Below are 14,960 nucleotides of genomic sequence, written 5' to 3' on the forward strand. Positions count from 1 at the left end.
GCGGCCAGGCTGCCCGCCATGACCAGCCTGCTGCGCCACCACGACTTCCGGCAGCTGTGGGTCGCCGAGACCGCCAGCCACGTGGGCACCCAGGTCGTCGGGGTCGCGCTGCCGGTGGTCGCGGTGGCCGTGCTGTCCGCGACCCCGCTGGAGATGGGCGTGCTGACCGCGCTGGAGACCGCGGCCTTCCTGCTCATCGCGCTGCCGGCCGGCGCCTGGGTGGACCGTTGGCGCCGGCAGCGGGTGCTGGTGCGCGCCGACACCGTGCGGGCCCTGGCCCTGGCGACCATCCCGGTCGCCTACCTGCTCGACGCGCTGACGCTGGGCCAGCTCTACGTCGTGGCGGCCGTCGTCGGCACCGCGACGGTCTTCTTCGACGTCGCCTACCAGAGCTACCTGCCCTCGATCGTCGACCGGGACCAGCTCACCGACGGCAACGGCAAGCTGGAGATCAGCCGGGCGGTCGCCCAGGTGGCCGGCCCGGGCCTGACCGGTGTGCTGCTGCGGGTGCTCGCGGCACCGGTGCTGCTGGTGGTCACCGCGGCGGGCTACCTGCTGTCGGCGTTCCTCGTCAGCCGGATCCGGCACGTCGACGTCGTCCCCGAACGCTCCACCCGCCGCCGGCTGCGGGAGGAGATCGCCGAGGGGCTGGGCTTCGTGGTCCGGCACCGGCTGCTGCGCCGGATCGTGGCGTGCACGGGCACCGGCAACCTCTTCGGCGCGATCACCGGCACCCTGCTGGCGCTCTACGTGCTGCGCACGCTCGGGCTCTCGGAGTCGACCCTGGGCCTGGTGCTGTCGGCCGGTGCGGCCGGCGGTCTGGCCGGGGCCTTCACCGCGGCCCCGCTGGGGCGGCTGATCGGCGACGGCCGGGCGATCCCGCTGTCGGCGGTGGCCTTCGGGGCCTTCGCCGCCCTGACCCCGCTGGCGTCGGTCGTGGACGGCGCGGCGCGGGTCGTCCTGCTGGTGGCCGGCGGCATCGGCATCAGCTGGGCGGTGGTGGTCTACAACGTGCTGCAGGTCAGCTTCCGGCAGCGGCTGTGCCCGCCGCGGCTGCTGGGCCGGATGAACGCCTCGGTGCGGTTCATCGTCTTCGGGACGATGCCGCTGGGCGGCCTGCTGGGCGGGGTCCTGGGGACGGCGATCGGTGTCGTCCCGGCGCTGTGGGTCGCGGTCGCCGGTCAGCTGCTGGCCGCGGTCCCCGTGGTCGTCAGCCCGCTGATCGGCATGCGCGACCTGCCGCGGGAGCTCGACGAGACCGCCCGACCCGAGGTCAGCCCAGCCACTCCGGGGTGAAGGAGCCGGCGCTGACCACGACGGCCGGCCCGGTGAGCACCGTGGTCTGCTCGGTCACCTCGACCGACAGCCGCCCGCCGGGGACGTCGACGGTCACCGTGCCGGCGTGGCGGCCGCCGGCGTCCAGCGCCGCCCAGGCCGCGGCGCAGGCGCCGGTGCCGCAGGAGCGGGTCTCGCCCACCCCGCGCTCGGACACCCGCAGCCGCACGTGCGCCGTGGTGCCGCCGGGCCCCTCCTCCGCGGACAGCACGTTCACGATCTCCACGTTCACCCCGTCGGGGAACAGCGCCGGGTCCACCGCCGGGGCCCGGGTGAGGTCGAAGGACTCCAGCGGCTGGTCGGTGAGGCAGACCAGGTGCGGGTTGCCCATCGACACCCCGGTGCCGGGGTGGCTGCGGCCGGACACCTGGGCCTCGCCGCGGCCCAGCGGGCGGGCCGGGCCCATGTCCACCCAGTAGCCGTCGGCCCCGGCACCCACCCGGCGGGGCCCGCCGCGGGTGCCCACCAGCACGCCGGCGCGGGCCTCCTCGGCGCTGAGCAGCCCCTCGGCGAGCAGGACGTGCAGGTAGAGCCGGATGCCGTTGCCGCACATCTCGGCGTAGGAGCCGTCGGCGTTGCGGTGGTCCATGAACCAGGTGCAGGCGTCCAGGTGCTCGCCCAGCACCCCGGGTGCGTCGGGGACCTGCGCACTGGGGACGACGCGGAGCACGCCGTCGGCGCCCAGGCCCCCGCGCCGGTCGCACAGCCGGCGGACCAGCGCGGCGTCCAGCCGGTCCTCCGGCCAGACGGTGCCGTCGGGGTCGGGCAGCACCACGAAGTCGTTCTCGGTGCCGTGCCCCTTGAGGACCCGCGGCCCGCTCGCGTCGATCACGTCCCGATCGTAGAGAGCGCCCGCTCCAGCAGGCGGGGGTCGGCGGCGTCCAGCCAGGTCACCGCGGTGTCGCGGCGGAACCAGGACCGCTGGCGGCGGACGAACCGCCGGGTGGTGCGCACCGTCTCCTCCTGCGCCTCCTGCGCCGTCAGCTCGCCGTCGAGCTGTCGCAGCACCTGCGCGTAGCCCAGCGCCCGGGAGGCGGTGGGCCCCTCGCGCAGGCCGTCGGCCGCCAGCCCGACGACCTCGTCGACGAACCCGTCGGCCCACATCCGGTCCACCCGCAGCGCCACCCGCTCGTCGAGCTCGGCGGGGTCGCGGTCCAGGCCGACCACGACCGCGGGGTAGTGCGGCCGGGGGTCGGGGAGCGATGCGGCGAAGGGCCGGCCGGTCAGCTGCACGACCTCCAGGGCACGGACCACGCGGCGGCCGTTGCTCGGCAGGATCGCCGCCGCGGCGGCCGGGTCGACCGCTCGCAGGCGGGCGTGCAGGGCGGCCGGCCCGAGGTCGGCGAGCTCGGCGGACAGCCGCGCCCGCAGGTCCGGGTCGGTGCCGGGGAACTCCAGCTCGTCGAGCACGGCGCGCACGTAGAGGCCGGACCCGCCCACCAGCAGGGGGACGACGCCGGCCGCCCGCAGCCGGTCGACCTCGGCGCGGGCGCGCTGCCGGTACTCCGCGACGCTGGCCGGCTCGCGGACGTGCCAGAGGTCCATGAGGTGGTGCGGCACTCCCCCGCGCTCGGCGTGGGTGGGCTTGGCGGTGCCGATGTCCATGCCGCGGTAGAGCTGCATGGAGTCGGCGTTGACCACCTCGCCGCCCAGCCGGTGCGCCAGCTCGACGGCCAGGCCGGTCTTGCCGGTCGCGGTCGGGCCGACCACCGCCACGACGGGCGGGGCGCTCACCGCTGCAGCCACCCGGGGACCCCGTCGGGGACCTCGGCGAGCAGCCAGTCGGCGACCAGGTAGCCCACGCCGTGCGGCGCGGTGTCCAGCAGCAGCCGCGCGGTGACGGCCCGGCCGGTGAGCGCCTGACCGACGGCGCGCCAGGTGGGGGTGCCGGCGGCGAGCAGCCGCTCCCCCTCGGCGGCGTCCAGCCCGGCCAGCGCCGCGGGGTCGCCGTCGCGCAGGGCGGCCGCCACCGCGGCGTCGAAGGGTTCCGCGGCGGGGTCGAGCGCCCCGGGCGCCTTCGGGGTGCGGCGGGCCGAGCCGTCGCCGACGGCCAGGATGCCCACCGGGCCGGGGAGGCCGGCCAGGGCGTCGACCAGGTCGTCCGGGGCGACGCCGAGCCGGGTGCCGTCGTGGCCGGCCTGGTCCAGCAGCCACGCGCCGACGGCGTGCGGCAGCGGGAGCGGGTGCCCGCCCGGCCGGACCCGCCCGGCGAAGGGCACCGTGCCGGCGGCCCCGAACAGGGCGAGGTCCGCGGCGTCGCCGGCCCCGTAGCGCACCCCGGAGGGGCCGTCGCCGACCACCAGCACGACGTCGGGTCGCAGGCCGAGCACGGTCTGCACCGCCTCCCCGCAGGCCACCCGCAGCTGGTCGGTCTCCGGCCCCGGCGCGCCCTCCACCGGGGGCAGCAGCAGGGGCGGGGAGGGGCAGAACGCGACGGCGACCAGCGTCGAGGAGGGGTCCGGGCTCACGGGGGGAGTGTCGCCGATCGCACCGTGGAAGACTCTCCTGCGTGTCGAGCACGGAGAACACCGCAGACGTGACCCCGCAGCCGGAGGAGACCACCGAGGTCGCCGGTTCGGACGCCGTCACCCCCGAGGCCGGTACGCCCGCCTCCCCCCAGCCCGAGGACGCCGCCCTGGCCGACCCCACCGCGGAGGCCGCCCCGGCGGAGCCCGCCGCGGACCCGGCGCCGGTCGACGCGACCGAGCCGCCTGCCGCTCCGGCGGAGGGCGAGGGAGGCACCGAGGAGGTGCCGGCCACCGCGGAGGTGGTCGCGGCGGCCGACGTGCCGGCCGCCGGTGACGTGCTCGACGTGTCCGAGACGGCGGACACCACCGACGCCGTGGGCGCCTCCGGGACCGACGGCGCCGTCGGCTCCACCGAGGCCGCCGACGAGACCGGCACCGTGACCGTGCCGGACGAGGCCGCCGTCGCCGAGGCCGCCGACACCCCGGTGCGGGCCGACGACACCGTCGCCGGGGCCGACCCGGCCGAGGCGTCCACCGGCAGCACCCCGGCGGCCCCCGCCCCCGCGGCCCCGGCCGCGCCGGCTGCCCCCGCCTCCGACCCCACCCAGTGGGGCCGGGTCGACGAGGAGGGCACCGTCTACGTGCGCACCGCCGACGGCGGGGAGCGCAAGGTCGGCTCCTGGCAGGCCGGCGAGCCCGCCGAGGGCCTGGCCCACTACGGCCGCCGGTACGACGACCTGGCCACCGAGGTCGGGCTGCTGGAGGCCCGACTGCGGGCGCACACCGGCAACCCCGCCGAGATCCGCGCCAAGGCGCAGGCGCTGGCCGAGCAGGTGCCCACGGCCGACGTCGTCGGTGACCTGCCCGCCCTGGCCTCGCGGCTGGGCACGATCATCGACGCCTCCGAGGCCGCTGCGGCGGTCTCGCGCGCGGAGAAGGCCAAGGCGCGCGCCGAGCAGGTCGCCCGCAAGGAGGCCCTCATCGCCGAGGCCGAGACGATCGGCGCGGAGTCCACGCAGTGGAAGGCCGCCGGCGACCGGCTCAAGGCGATCGTCGAGGAGTGGAAGACGATCAAGGGCATCGACCGGAAGACCGACGAGGCGCTGTGGACCCGGTTCGCCGCGGCCCGCGACGCCTTCGGCCGCCGGCGGGGCTCGCACTTCGCCGCCCTCGACGTCCAGCGCGGGGAGTCCCGCGCGGCCAAGCAGGAGCTCATCGCCGAGGCCGAGAAGCTGTCGACGTCCACCGAGTGGGGCCCGACGTCGGCGGCCATGCGGAGCCTGATGGACCGCTGGAAGGCCGTCCCGCGCACCGGCCGGGACACCGACGACGACCTGTGGAAGAAGTTCCGCGCCGCCCAGGACGTCTTCTTCAACGCCCGGTCGGAGTCGGACAAGGCCCGCAACTCCGAGCAGAGGGCGAACCAGGAGAAGAAGGAGGCCCTGCTCGCCGAGGCGGAGAAGATCGACCCGAGCCGCGACCTGCGCGGCGCCCAGAACGCGCTGCGCAAGATCCAGGAGCGCTACGACGCCATCGGGCACGTGCCGCGCGAGGTCATGCGCTCCCTGGAGGACCGGATGCAGGCCGTGGAGGAGAAGGTCCGCGGCGCGGCCGACTCCTCGCGCCCGCGGACGGTGGCCGAGAACCCGATGCTCACCTCGCTGCGCGCCGCGGCGGAGAAGGCCGCCGACCAGCTGGCCAAGGCCAAGGCGGCCGGCGACCCCAAGCGGATCAGCGACGCCGAGGCCAACCTGGCCAGCCGGCAGGAGTTCCTCGCCGCCGCGGAGAAGGCCGGCTCCCGCCGCTGAGCCACGGCTGACCCGGCACCGCCCCGACGCCGCGTGACCTCCCCGGGTCACGCGGCGTCGGCGTGCTCGGGGCCGGTCATCGCGGCCCGCAGGACGGCGGGCTCGGTGCCGGCCCGCATCGCCTGCAGCAGGAGCTCGCCCATCGACGTGGGCCGGCAGCACAGCGAGCGCTCGACCGCGGCGACGGCCAGCACGCCGGCCCCGCGCTGCCAGGCGGTGTACCCGAGCAGTAGGGCGGGCACCGCGGCCAGGTCGTCGGGCAGCCGGGCGTTGAGGTCGGCCCCCATCGCCTCGACGGCGGCCACCAGGTGCTTGTCCTCCCCCGACGCCAGCGTCAGCGCGCGGTCCCGCACCGGCACCAGGGCCAGCGCCACACCCACCCGGGCGATCTCCTCGACGGTGGGCGTCGCCCGGCTCCCGGGGACGTAGGCGTCGACCGCTGCCCGGACGGCTGCCCACCCCTCCTCGACCAGCTCGCCGACGTCGCCGCCGCGGCGCCGCCGCACGTCCCACTCCGCGTCGACCCGGGCGCAGGCCAGCTCCAGCTCGGCCGACACCGGTGTCGTGGGCCAGGCACGGGCGACCACGGCGTCGCGGTCGGCGTCCACGACGTCCCCGTGCAGCGCGGCGACGCCGGTCAGGCGGGAGCCGGCGACGTCCAGCGGCACCCCGGGCCCGGCGCCGGTGGCCGGCACGACGTCGGGGTAGCTCCACCATCTGCCGCCCCGGACGAGGAGGGCGTCGACGGTCGCGGTGCCGGCGACCTCCAACTCCTGGACCAGGGCGTGGACCAGGGCGCGCCGAGGGAGGTCGGGCACGGTGGGCCGCACGGCCGCGTCGGCACGGGGGCGTGCCGGCCGACGGTGGTCGGGACGGATCGCCGACACCGGGACGTCGGGGTCCTCGGTGACCACGAACAGCAGGGCACCGGCCGGTCGGAGCAGCTGCAGGTGGGCGACGACCTGGCGGGCCACCTCGAGGTCGTGCGCGGCGGGCAGCAGGTCCAGGCGCAGATGCAGGCTCAGCCGCCGGTCGGGGCGGCCGAGGCCGCCCAGGAACACCAGGACCAGCGACTCGACCGGCGGGAAGCCGAGCAGCTCGGGGAGCGAGGCGGCGAACTCGGCCGGGCCAGCGCGGAGGACGGAGGTCGGCTCGCGCCGACGAACCGGACGCGGTGCAGCTGGGCGGCGGGGACGGCGGGGGCGCGACATGCCGGCAGCGTGCGCGGCGGGCGGGCGCCGCGACAGGCGTGCCGAGGGATCTGTGGACAGCCGCCCCGGATGTGGACGGCGGTCAGCCGCAGGCGGGCGCGAGTGGTAGGGGTGCGGGGACGCCGACGCCCGGCATGCCCAGTCCGACGCCGCGCGTGGTGGGCCGGATCCCGGCCTCGCTCGCGTCCCCCGCCCGGGTGCGGCGGTGCGACAGCAGCGGCCCGTCGGCGACCAGGAAGTGCGGTTTCGCGTCGGTGACGACCGTCTCGACGACGTCCCCGGGCCGGACACCGGGGACCGCGGCCACGTGCACCAGCCGGCCGTCGCGGGCCCGGCCGGACATCCGGCCGCGGTCGGCGTCCTTGCTGCCCTCCCCCGCGGCCATCAGCAGCTCGACGGTGCGGCCGACCAGTGCGCGGTTCTCCGCCCAGCTGATCTCCTCCTGCAGCGCGGTCAGCCGCAGGTAGCGCTCCTGCACGACCTCCTTGGGCAGCTGACCGTCCATCTCGGCGGCCGGCGTCCCGGGGCGCTTGGAGTACTGGAAGGTGAAGGCGCTGGCGAACCGGGCCTGCGCGACGACGTCCAGGGTGTCCTGGAAGTCCTGCTCGGTCTCCCCGGGGAACCCGACGATGATGTCCGTGGTGATCGCGGCGTCGGGCATCGCGGCCCGGACGCGGTCGATGATGCCGAGGTAGCGGTCCCGCCGGTAGGAGCGGCGCATCCGGCGGAGGACGTCGTCCGACCCGCTCTGCAGCGGCATGTGCAGCTGGTGGCAGACCGCCGGGGTCTCGCCCATCGCGGCGATGACGTCGTCGGTGAAGTCGCGGGGGTGCGGGCTGGTGAAACGCACCCGCTCCAGGCCCTGGACCGCGCCCGTGGCGCGCAGCAGGTCGGCGAACGCGCCGCGCTCGCCGAGGTCGGCGCCGTAGGCGTTGACGTTCTGGCCCAGCAGGGTCACCTCGAGCACGCCCTGCTCGACCAAGGCCTGCACCTCGGCGAGCACGTCGCCGGGACGGCGGTCGGCCTCCTTGCCGCGCAGCGAGGGCACGATGCAGAACGTGCAGGTGTTGTTGCACCCCACGCTGATGGAGACCCAGCCGGAGTAGGCGCTGTCGCGGCGGGCCGGCAGGGAGCTGGGGAAGACCTCGAGGGCCTCCTTGATCTCGACCTGGGCCTCGGCGTTGTGGCGGGCGCGCTCGAGCAGGGCCGGCAGCGAGCCGACGTTGTGCGTGCCGAACACGACGTCCACCCACGGCGCGCGGGCGACGATGGAGGCGCGGTCCTTCTGGGCCAGGCAGCCGCCGACCGCGATCTGCATGCCCGGGTGCGCGTCCTTGACCGGGCGCAGGTGGCCGAGGTTGCCGTAGAGCTTGTTGTCGGCGTTCTCCCGGACGGCGCAGGTGTTGAGGACGACGACGTCGGCGTCGGTGCCCTCGGGGGCCGCGGAGTACCCGGCGTCCTCCAGCAGCCCGGCCAGGCGCTCGGAGTCGTGCACGTTCATCTGGCAGCCGTAGGTGCGGACCCGGTAGGTGCGGTGCGCTGGGCTCGTCGCTGTGCTCGTCATGACGTCAGCGAGGGTACGGCGCGCTGCGGGGCAGGATCGTGACCGATCCGTTGCCGGCACCGGGAACTCCGGGCCCCCGCACAGCTTCGTTACAGCTTCGTGATGGCTGCGGGCGTTTCCGGAACCACGACAGCCCTAGGGTCGACGACCGTGACCAGCGCTGCGACCGGAGAACCACTCGTCGAGCTGTCGGGTGTCAACAAGTGGTTCGGCGATCTGCACGTCCTGCAGGACGTCGACCTGACCATCGCCCGCGGCGAGGTCGTCGTCGTCATCGGGCCGTCCGGGTCGGGCAAGTCCACCCTGTGCCGGACGATCAACCGGCTGGAGTCCATCGACCAGGGCCGCATCACCATCGACGGCACGCCCCTGCCCGAGGAGGGCAAGGCACTGGCCGCGCTGCGCAGCGACGTCGGCATGGTGTTCCAGAGCTTCAACCTCTTCGCGCACAAGACGATCCTCGAGAACGTCACGCTGGGGCCGGTGAAGGTCCGCGGGAAGGGCAAGGCGGAGGCGGAGAAGCGCGCCCGCGAGCTGCTGGACCGGGTCGGCGTGGGGCACCAGGCCGACAAGGTGCCCGCCCAGCTGTCCGGTGGTCAGCAGCAGCGCGTGGCCATCGCCCGCGCGCTGGCCATGGACCCGAAGGTGATGCTCTTCGACGAGCCCACCTCCGCGCTGGACCCCGAGATGATCAACGAGGTCCTCGAGGTGATGACCTCGCTGGCCCGCGACGGCATGACGATGGTCGTGGTCACCCACGAGATGGGCTTCGCCCGCCGGGCCGCCAACCGCGTCGTCTTCATGGACGCCGGCCGCATCGTCGAGTCCAGCGACCCCGAGACGTTCTTCACGGCCCCGACCAGCGACCGGGCCAAGGACTTCCTCTCCAAGATCCTCAACCACTGACCCACCGCACCACCGACAGGAAGAGGACCCATGCGTCTCACCAAGTACGCAGCGGCCGCCGCTGCGTTCGGCGTCGTGCTCGCCGGCTGCTCCAGCGAGGCGGGCAACCAGGCCGCGCAGGAGTCGGACAACGCGCCCGAGGTCGCCCAGGACGTCGAGTTCGAGGCCGGCACGACCATGGCCGAGCTCGCCGAGGCAGGCACCATCACGATCGGCACCAAGTACGACCAGCCCGGGTTCGGCCTGCTCAACCCCAGCGGCGTGCCCGAGGGCTTCGACGTCGAGATCGGCAAGATCATCGCGGCGCAGCTGGGCATCGAGGAGGACCAGATCGAGTTCGTCGAGACCGTCTCGGCCAACCGGGAGTCCTTCATCCAGAACGGCCAGGTCGACCTGGTCATCGCGACCTACACGATCAACGACGCCCGCAAGCAGCTCGTCGACTTCGCCGGTCCGTACTACGAGGCCGGGCAGGACATCATGGTCGCCGCCGGCAACCCCGAGGGCATCGAGGGCCCCGACGACCTCGCGGGCAAGAACGTCTGCTCCGTCGAGGGCTCCACGCCGGCCCAGAACATCCGGGACAACTACCCCGAGGCCACCCTGACGCTCTTCGACGTCTACTCCAAGTGCGCTGACGCGCTCACCAACGGCCAGGTCGACGCGGTCACCACCGACAACGTCATCCTCACCGGTCTGGTCGCGGGCAACCCGGACGGCTTCGAGCTGGTCGGCAACCCGTTCACCCAGGAGCCCTACGGCATCGGGCTGACCCTCGGTGACACCGAGTTCCGCGACTTCGTCAACGACGTGCTCGAGGAGTCCTTCGAGGACGGGTCCTGGGCCGCGGCCTGGGACGCCACCGCCGGCCAGATCACCGGCGAGCCCGCCCCCGAGCCGCCGTCGGTCGACCGGTACTGATCCAGCTCCGTCCCGCACCCGCCGGCCCGGCACACCGCCCGGGCCGGCGGGTGCGGCCCTGACCGCTCCCGGAAGGAGGCGCCGTGCAGTTCTTCATCGACAACTTCGACATCCTCCGGGACGCGTTCCTGCAGACCTTGCTGCTGACCGTGCTGTCGGGTGTGCTGGCCCTCGTCCTGGGCGTCGTCCTGGCCACCATGCGGGTCAGCCCGATCCCGCCGCTGCGCGGACTGGCCACCTTCTACGTGGAGACCTTCCGCAACACCCCGCTCACGGTGGTGTTCTTCTTCGTCATCTTCGGGTTGCCGCAGATCGACACCGTCGTCTCCTTCTTCACCGGGGCGGTCATCGCGGTCGGCATGTACACCGCAGCCTTCGTCGCGGAGGCCGTCCGTTCGGGCATCAACTCCGTGAGCCCCGGGCAGGCCGAGGCGGCCCGCGCGTTGGGCCTGGGCTTCGGCCAGTCCCTGCGGGAGGTCGTGCTGCCGCAGGCGTTCCGCACCGTCGTGCCGCCCCTGGGCAGCGTGTTCATCGCGATGGCGAAGAACACGTCCATCGCGGCCGGGTTCTCCGTCAGCGAGCTGTCCTCCACCCTCCCTCGACTGGTGAACGCCAACGCCGGCGACCTGCTGGTGGTGCTGCTCGCGGTCGTCATCGGCTACATGATCATCACGGTGCCGATGGCCTACGCGGTCAACCGGCTCGAGCGACGGGTGGCGATCCTGCGATGAGCGCTCCGGTCCTGTTCGACCTCCCCGGCCCGAAGGCCAGGGCACGTATCCGCATCGGCACCGCTGTCGGCGTGCTGCTGGTGCTGGCCCTGGTGGCCTTCGTCCTGGTGCGCCTCAACGGCAACGGCCAGCTCGACCCGGCGCGCTGGGCCATCCTCTTCGACCCGAACTCGGGGGTCCCCCAGGCACTGGGCGAGGCGCTGGTGCGCACGCTCCAGGTCGCCGCGGTGGCCATGGTGGCCGCGACCGTCCTGGGCGTCCTGCTCGCCGTCGGCCGGCTCTCCGACCACCGCTGGGTGCGCATCCCGGTCACGACCGTCATCGAGTTCTTCCGGGCGATCCCGCTGCTGGTGGTGATCTTCGCGCTCTACTTCGTGCTGCCGGCCTTCGGCCCCGACCTGAGCGCGTTCGCGGCGCTGGGACTCGGTCTGACCCTCTACAACATGGCCGTCCTGGCCGAGATCTTCCGCGCCGGGATCCTGTCGGTGGACAAGGGTCAGCGCGAGGCAGCCTTCGCGCTGGGCATGCGCAAGTCGCAGGTCATGACGCTGGTGCTGCTCCCCCAGGCCACCCGGCGGATGCTGCCGGTCCTGATCGCCCAGATCGTGGTCCTGCTGAAGGACACGTCGTTGGGGTTCATCATCGGCTACTTCGAGCTGCTCCGGCAGGCGCGGAGCCTGGTCGAGTTCCTGAACTTCAACTTCGGCAACATCTACACGCTGCAGATCTACGTCGGCGCCGGTCTCGTCTACATCCTGATCAACGTGCTGATCTCCCAGGTGGCCAAGCTCGTGGAGAAGCGGACCCGGTCGTCGGCCAAGGCGGCGGGCGCCACGGCACCCGCGCTGCCGACGGCGCCGATCAACACCGGCAACAACTCCGGTCTCTGATCACGCGCGGGTAACACGGCGTGCCGCTGCGCGCACGGTCGGTTGTGACAGGTGAGACTGACGGGACCATGGACACCGCCGCCGCCTTCGCCGCCCAGCCCGACGACGCCCCGGGCACCCCTGCGCTGCACCTCGTGGGCACCGACCCCGAGCAGTTGTTCGTGACCCGTCTGCGGTCCTCGGCGAACCACTTCGCCGCGGCCGCGGGCGCCACGTCCGCGGTGGTGCGGGAGGCGGTGCCGCCGGCCCGCCACCGGCGCTCGCGCTGCCGGGTGGTGCTGCGCTGGGAGGACGGCGCGGAGTCCGACGTGACGTTCCTGGGCCCCGCCCGCCGCGGCGGGCTGGCCGGCCCGGCGGCCCTGGCCACCAGCACCTCGGGCTTCGACGTGGCCATCCAGCAGTGGCTGACCGAGGGCCGACCGGAGTCACCGCTGTGGCTGGTGCCCGACGAGGACTCCCCCGCCGGCACCGCCGTCGACGTCGCCGCCTGGCTGTCGACCTGACCGCTGCACGACCGTGCTGAACGGACGCGGGTGTCAGCGCAGGCGGGACCCCGGGCGGCGGGTGCGGGCCCAGCCCTCGGCGGTGAGGCCCTCGCCCACCTCGGTCGCCGGCGTCTCCTCCGGCTCGTCCAGCGGGCGGCCGGACCACAGGCCCCGCCGCACGGCCGGTTCGGGGTCGGGCAGCTCGGGCGGGGCGTCGTCGGCCTCGGCAGCGGCGTCCTCTGCCTTGCCGTCGGCCTCCAGCGCCTCGCGCACCACCCACGCCGCGAGGCCGCCGCCGTAACCCTTGCGGCCGAGCATCGCGGTGAGCCGCCGGGTGGCGGTCGCGGTGTCCAGCCGGCGCATCCCGGGCACCTTGCGGGCCACGAGCGCGCGGGCTGTGTCCCACTCGTCCTGCGGGTCGACCGCCTCCAGCGCCACCGAGGCCACCTCGGCGTCCACGCCGTTGGCCCGCAGCTCGTGCGCCAGGGCCCGCCGGCTGAGCCCGCGGCCGGACTGGCGGCTGCGCACCCAGGCGTCGGCGAACGCGGCGTCGTCGACGAGGCCGACCTCGGTGAACCGGTCGAGCACGGAGGCCGCCACGTCGTCGGGGATGTCCCGGGCGGCGAGCAGGTCGGCCAGCTGCTTGCGGCTGCGGGCGGTCCCGGTGAGGGCGGTCAGGCAGATGTCCTTCGCGGCGCGCTCGGGGTCCTCGTACTGCCGCGGCGGCTCGCCGTCGGCGCCGCGTCGGCGACCGCCCGACCCCGCGCGCCCCTGCCGCCCGGCCCGCCGGCCGCGGATCCCGGGCGTCGAGCCGTCCTCGTCGTCACCGGTGGCCGGGCCGCCCGCTGGCGCCGGCCCGGGCTCGTCCACCTCGGCGTCGAGCTGGATCCCCCACTCCCGGCGGGCCTTCTTCTTCGCCCCGCCCTGCCGACGACCGCCGAAGGACCGCGACCCGTCGTCGCCGAAGGACGACCGGCGCCGCCGCACCCCGTCGTCGGCCGGGTCGACGCCGACCGCCTCGTCCGTCGCCCGGCGTCGGCCGGCGGCGCGGGGCGATCGCGGTGAACCCCGGTCCGTCAGGGACCGCGGGTCCACCACCTCGGTGGCCCCGGCTGCCGGGGCACCCCGGTCGTCCACGGAGGCGACGTCGACCTCGGACGGCACCAGCACCTCGGTGCCCATGGCGTCCGTCGCGGCCGGACCGCGGGCCGCGACGTCCCGGTCGGGCACGGGTCCGCCGCCTCCCCGTGTCGCCGGACCGTCCAGCGGGTGGACGGGCTCGGGGACCGGGCCGAGGTCGGCGACGTCGACGACCTCGGAGCCGCCCACCGGGGTCAGCTCGCCGAGCTGGTCGAAGTCGACGACCTCCGGGGCCGCGGTCGGCGGGACCGAGGGACCGGTCAGCGGGTCGGCGCCCGGGTCCGCGGCCAGGCCGGGACCCGGGTCACCGTCCGGGGCGTGCGGGTGACCGATGTCGGTCATCGGTGCTGGGCTCAGAAGTCAGCCGGCACGGCGTCGACCGGGGCGTCGAGCCGCGGGCCGATGCCCAGCTTCTCCTTGATCTTCTTCTCGATCTCGTCGGCGAGGTCGGGGTTGTCACGGAGGAAGCCGCGGGCGTTCTCCTTGCCCTGGCCGAGCTGGTCGCCGTCGTAGGTGTACCAGGCGCCGGACTTGCGGACGAAGCCCTGCTCGACACCGATGTCGATGAGCCCGCCCTCGCGGCTGAACCCGGTGCCCCAGATGAGGTCGAGCTCGGCCTGCTTGAACGGCGCGGCCACCTTGTTCTTCACGATCTTCACGCGGACCCGGCTGCCGACCGCGTCGGTGCCCTGCTTGAGGGTCTCGATGCGGCGCACGTCGAGGCGGACCGAGGAGTAGAACTTCAGCGCCCGGCCACCGGTGGTGACCTCCGGCGAGCCGTAGACCACGCCGACCTTCTCGCGCAGCTGGTTGATGAAGATGGCGGTGGTGTTGGAGTTGCTCAGCGCACCGGTGATCTTGCGCAGCGCCTGGCTCATCAGGCGGGCCTGCAGACCCACGTGGCTGTCGCCCATCTCGCCCTCGATCTCGGCGCGGGGCACCAGGGCGGCCACCGAGTCGATGACGATGAGGTCGAGGGCACCGGAACGGATCAGCATGTCGGCGATCTCGAGCGCCTGCTCACCGGTGTCGGGCTGGCTGATGAGCAGGGCGTCGGTGTCGACGCCGATGGCCCGGGCGTACTCCGGGTCGAGGGCGTGCTCGGCGTCGATGAAGGCCACGATGCCGCCGGCGGCCTGTGCGTTGGCCACGGCGTGCAGCGCGACCGTCGTCTTGCCCGAGGCCTCCGGGCCGTAGACCTCGACGATGCGGCCGCGGGGCAGCCCGCCCACGCCGAGGGCGATGTCGAGGGCGATCGAGCCGGTGGGGATGACCTTCATGGCCACCTCCGGCGAGTCGCCCAGCCGCATGACCGAGCCCTTGCCGAACTGCTTGTCGATCTGGGCCAGGGCCATGTCGAGGGCCTTGTCGCGGTCCAGGGTTGCCATGGTGTCCACCTTCTGTGGTCGTCGCTGTGCGTCGCTGTCTGCGTCGGGGCCGACGGTAGGACGGGGGTCCGACAGAAATGGGGGGCCGACCGGATCTGTGGATGCCGACCGGG

Annotated in this window: 14 protein-coding genes; 7 read left to right on the top strand and 7 right to left on the bottom strand. The window is 74.5% G+C overall.

Translation table 11 applies throughout. The annotated features are described in order from the left end of the window. The first annotated feature begins 18 nt into the window (after nt 1-18). Nucleotides 19-1,296, top strand: a complete 1,278-nt coding sequence (locus BM158_RS20980; protein ID WP_091564270.1) for an MFS transporter — start codon at nt 19-21, stop codon at nt 1,294-1,296. On the opposite strand, the gene dapF is transcribed toward BM158_RS20980, so the two are convergent. Genes dapF through BM158_RS20995 form a run of 3 tightly spaced genes read right to left on the bottom strand, consistent with a single transcriptional unit; the run spans nt 1,274 to nt 3,803 of the window. Beyond that, nucleotides 1,274-2,167, bottom strand: coding sequence for a diaminopimelate epimerase (gene dapF, locus BM158_RS20985; RefSeq protein WP_091564272.1), 894 nt, complete (start codon nt 2,165-2,167; stop codon nt 1,274-1,276). The two genes, BM158_RS20980 and dapF, sit on opposite strands and share 23 nt — an antisense overlap. Then, nucleotides 2,164-3,069 carry a tRNA (adenosine(37)-N6)-dimethylallyltransferase MiaA gene (miaA, locus tag BM158_RS20990; RefSeq protein WP_091564275.1) on the bottom strand — a complete coding sequence of 302 codons (906 nt, stop codon included), beginning with the start codon at nt 3,067-3,069 and terminating at the stop codon, nt 2,164-2,166. Before miaA ends, dapF begins: the two co-directional genes overlap by 4 nt. Next, nucleotides 3,066-3,803, bottom strand: coding sequence for a class III extradiol ring-cleavage dioxygenase family protein (locus BM158_RS20995; RefSeq protein WP_091564278.1), 738 nt, complete (start codon nt 3,801-3,803; stop codon nt 3,066-3,068). Before BM158_RS20995 ends, miaA begins: the two co-directional genes overlap by 4 nt. Nucleotides 3,804-3,871: 68 nt before the next feature. On the opposite strand from BM158_RS20995, the gene BM158_RS21000 reads away from it, so the two are divergent. Further along, entirely contained in the window at nt 3,872-5,611 is a 1,740-nt protein-coding gene (locus BM158_RS21000; RefSeq protein ID WP_242657499.1) for a DUF349 domain-containing protein, read from the top strand. Nucleotides 5,612-5,658: 47 nt separating this feature from the next. On the opposite strand, the gene BM158_RS21005 is transcribed toward BM158_RS21000, so the two are convergent. Beyond that, nucleotides 5,659-6,822 carry a DUF4192 domain-containing protein gene (locus tag BM158_RS21005; RefSeq protein WP_091564282.1) on the bottom strand — a complete coding sequence of 388 codons (1,164 nt, stop codon included), beginning with the start codon at nt 6,820-6,822 and terminating at the stop codon, nt 5,659-5,661. Nucleotides 6,823-6,904: 82 nt separating this feature from the next. Beyond that, entirely contained in the window at nt 6,905-8,386 is a 1,482-nt protein-coding gene (miaB, locus tag BM158_RS21010) for a tRNA (N6-isopentenyl adenosine(37)-C2)-methylthiotransferase MiaB (RefSeq protein WP_091564284.1), read from the bottom strand. 150 nt (nt 8,387-8,536) lie between these two features. Between miaB and BM158_RS21015 the strand changes: the two genes are divergently transcribed. The 5 genes from BM158_RS21015 to BM158_RS21035 all read left to right on the top strand — a co-directional run bounded on the left by BM158_RS21015 (nt 8,537) and on the right by BM158_RS21035 (nt 12,337). Further along, entirely contained in the window at nt 8,537-9,292 is a 756-nt protein-coding gene (locus tag BM158_RS21015) for an amino acid ABC transporter ATP-binding protein (RefSeq protein WP_229827909.1), read from the top strand. Between the two features lie 30 nt (nt 9,293-9,322). Further along, complete coding sequence (locus BM158_RS21020) at nt 9,323-10,213, top strand: glutamate ABC transporter substrate-binding protein (RefSeq protein WP_091564287.1); 891 nt, start codon at nt 9,323-9,325, stop codon at nt 10,211-10,213. Nucleotides 10,214-10,296: 83 nt separating this feature from the next. Continuing rightward, complete coding sequence (locus tag BM158_RS21025; RefSeq protein WP_091564289.1) at nt 10,297-10,944, top strand: amino acid ABC transporter permease; 648 nt, start codon at nt 10,297-10,299, stop codon at nt 10,942-10,944. After that, entirely contained in the window at nt 10,941-11,834 is an 894-nt protein-coding gene (locus BM158_RS21030) for an amino acid ABC transporter permease (protein WP_091564291.1), read from the top strand. Before BM158_RS21025 ends, BM158_RS21030 begins: the two co-directional genes overlap by 4 nt. 68 nt (nt 11,835-11,902) lie before the next feature. Further along, nucleotides 11,903-12,337, top strand: coding sequence for a hypothetical protein (locus tag BM158_RS21035; protein WP_091564293.1), 435 nt, complete (start codon nt 11,903-11,905; stop codon nt 12,335-12,337). 33 nt (nt 12,338-12,370) lie between these two features. Here BM158_RS21035 and BM158_RS21040 read toward each other — a convergent pair whose 3' ends face one another. Beyond that, a complete protein-coding gene (locus tag BM158_RS21040; RefSeq protein ID WP_229827908.1) occupies nt 12,371-13,801 on the bottom strand; it encodes a regulatory protein RecX in 1,431 nt (476 codons plus the stop codon). An 11-nt stretch (nt 13,802-13,812) separates the two neighbouring features. After that, entirely contained in the window at nt 13,813-14,847 is a 1,035-nt protein-coding gene (gene recA / locus BM158_RS21045) for a recombinase RecA (protein WP_091069006.1), read from the bottom strand. Between the last annotated feature and the right edge of the window lie 113 nt (nt 14,848-14,960).

It is taken from the genome of Klenkia taihuensis, assembly GCF_900112525.1.
Taxonomy (GTDB): Bacteria; Actinomycetota; Actinomycetes; order Mycobacteriales; family Geodermatophilaceae; genus Klenkia; species Klenkia taihuensis.